Here is a 2,766-nt window from a genome sequence, read left to right as displayed (position 1 = left end):
CATCATCTCATTCCACGGTAAACTGTGAACGCTACCGTTTGCCGAACCAGTCAACACAAATGACCAAAAATCTACATCTAGTGAGAGATAACCACAAAGCCACAAGCCTTCGCCGGAATCCGCCCACAAACCAGTGCAGTTTTCTCATTTCGAATCTTCAATGTGGCAATACCGGCCATTCACTGAGTCCTTGATCGCGCCGATATGCCAACATCGAGCCGAGTGAATTCAGCACCAGTTCGCTTTGGCTAGGGCGAAGAAGGGCGATATCCCCTGGGGCCAAACCTGCCTTAGATCGACCGCTCCAGATCTCTTGATTGCTAGAACGCCCAAAGATCCCTGAGTAGCCAAATTTGCACGGATATATGGGCTCCCCCATGAAGTAGCCGCCCTGAATTGCAACGTCCATCGTACGGCGCCGTAGGCCAGACAAGACGTCCAATCCCGGCCAAGGGTTGCTGGGCAAAACCTTCAGGATCGGGGTCGCAACATATGCGGCCGGCACAAAACCAAGAGAGGCTGAGGATTTGAAGTCTGTGGGTAAGACCATCACCGAGCCAAAGCTGACCTCATTTATCGACCCACCGGATTGGTATTTGTGGAACGTCAAACTTCCACCAGTGTTGAAACAGAACTCTCCACCCATGGATCTTGCCCAACGAACAAAAGCACCATAGGTTTTTTCAAACCGCTTCTCAGATACCGCGGCCAGGACCGATGGAAGTTTTGAAAGATGGGGCTCGTACCCCATCAAGCCCGCAAGTTTCAGCTCCTTGCAGTTCCGAAATGCGGTGTCCAGCCTGGCAATATCCTCGATTGCGAAACCGCCCCTGTGAAGACCTACGTCAATCTCAAGGTTTAACCGAAGTGGTGTCCCAAGTTCCGCTGCGAGTTCTCTGTATTCTTCCAAGCGCGCGAAACTGTCTACCAGCCATTGCACCTGATGGGTGGCCTTTGGATAACAACCAAGCACCCTACGTACGGAACTGATAAGCATCGGACGCCCCATCAGCACGTCCGTAGGTGTTCCCGAAAGCAACTGAGACAGCATGGGATCGGAAAACACCATGAGTTTGCGAGTCCCCAAAGCGTTCTGAAGATAGCGAATCAACGGCTCGGACGGCAGAGATTTTGCGACCAAGCGCCAAGCCAGGCGAGGATCGGCAGTTTTCTTTAGGATTGCGATATTGTGATCCAGCGCATCCAGGTCCAAAACGACGGCAGGCCGGTCTAACCCACCCTTCTTAAGCGCTGCAGACAACTCAGCCAGATCGGTGCCACCAATGTCATCTTTATCCATCAGACAAAAGCTTCCTTAGGTAGCCGTTCAGGAACTTTCCAGCTGGATCCAGTTTTTCCCGGAGGGTACAGAATCGACAAAAGTCCGGATAGAGCCGTTCCAGTTCTGAAAATGCTAGTGAGTGCATCTTGCCCCAATGGGGACGGCCTCCGACGGCCAGAAAAATTGGCTCGATATCCTTAAAATACTCAGAAAAATTCTGTCGCGCGGCAGTGTGAATTGCCACCGAAACACGAGCTCCTCTCTGGAAAGGGGACAGCCAAGCAGTATCTCCTGCGGTTTTTCTGACCTCGATCGGGAAGTATACGTCCGGATGACGTGTTTCTGTACGCTTGATAACTTCACTCAAAACATCCGCAGCCGCATCAACTGGGAGGTGGTATTCCATTTCAACGAAACGTACATCTCGTTGACTGCAAAGAACACGCCAGCTCTCCTCCACATAGTCTTCTTCGGATTGCAAAGCGGCAAGAAGCGCCATTGCCTGGCGTCGAAGACTTGGGTGCAGCCGACCCAAGAAACGTGCAAACCGCAGTCCGTAAACGGCAAGATTATCCAAATCCATTGGAGCTTTCCCGCTGGGCTCTCGGGCCAGATCATGACGAATCCGAAGTGTTTTTTGAGACCATGGAATGTAAAAGAACTCAAAATTCCTGTGTGTCGCCCAAAGATCATGCATTTCGGCGAAAGTTTCGGCGACTGGCTTCATTTCGACGCGGCGCCGAAGAAAATATTTCGGAACCAAAGTGACCTGTGCCTCAAGCAATATGCCCAAAGCGCCGAGTGAAACCCGAGCGGCCTGGATCAACTCGCCCGTTGGATCATCGGCGGTATTCATCACCTCGCCCGAAGCCAGCATCATCTTAACATTCTGCAGTTCTGCGGACAGACAAGGTAATTCCGAACCCGTGCCGTGTGTCGCCGTCGACACGGCTCCGGCAAGGGTTTGAACGTTGATATCCCCCAAGTTGCGGAAAGCGAGATCTCGGTCTGCCAATTCGGGGGATAGAGTTTCTAGCCTTTTGTTGGCGTTCATCCAGGCAGCGTCTTCCGAAACCATCTGCAACGGTTTGTCCGGCAGATTCCGTAACGAGACGATTCTTGAAGCATCCGAGACCAAAGGTGTAAACGAATGGCCCGCCCCAACTATTCTGGGTGAATCTTCGGCAGAAATTATGCGACGCAGAGCATCCAACGACGTTGGTTGCTCGATCCGCGAATCATTGGTTTGATTTTCACCCCAATTGCTCCACATCGTTCATCCTCCCTGAAGTGAGGATTCATGAAAGTGGGTTGGATCATCAAGGATGATCTAACGTCAGTTTTGCATATGTGAGTATTCATCGAATTGAGAGTTTTTGGATTTTACTAGGTTTGGCGGTGAGCTACTCTCCCACGCCTTGAGACGCAGTACCATTGCCGCAGCAGTGCTTAACTTCCGGGTTCGGGATGGGACCGGGTGTTTC

The 2,766-nt window shown here is 51.7% G+C and carries 2 protein-coding genes and 1 rRNA gene; all 3 read right to left on the bottom strand.

Features of this window, described 5'->3' with window-relative positions:
* Window positions 1-157: 157 nt before the first annotated feature.
* Window positions 158-1,300 (bottom strand): alanine racemase, encoded by a 1,143-nt coding sequence (locus TRL7639_RS22715; protein WP_085798192.1) that lies wholly within the window; start codon window positions 1,298-1,300, stop codon window positions 158-160.
* Window positions 1,293-2,555: a D-arabinono-1,4-lactone oxidase gene (locus TRL7639_RS22710; RefSeq protein ID WP_085798191.1), complete on the bottom strand. Its 1,263-nt coding sequence runs from the start codon at window positions 2,553-2,555 to the stop codon at window positions 1,293-1,295. The genes TRL7639_RS22715 and TRL7639_RS22710 overlap by 8 nt, the downstream gene beginning before the upstream one ends.
* A 117-nt stretch (window positions 2,556-2,672) precedes the next feature.
* Window positions 2,673-2,766, bottom strand: a 5S ribosomal RNA gene (gene rrf, locus TRL7639_RS22705); the annotation flags it as partial.

The organism is Falsiruegeria litorea R37 (assembly GCF_900172225.1).
Taxonomy (GTDB): Bacteria; Pseudomonadota; Alphaproteobacteria; order Rhodobacterales; family Rhodobacteraceae; genus Falsiruegeria; species Falsiruegeria litorea.
The sequence above is the reverse complement of the archived record's forward strand: the minus strand, read 5'-3'. Positions and strand labels throughout refer to the sequence as shown.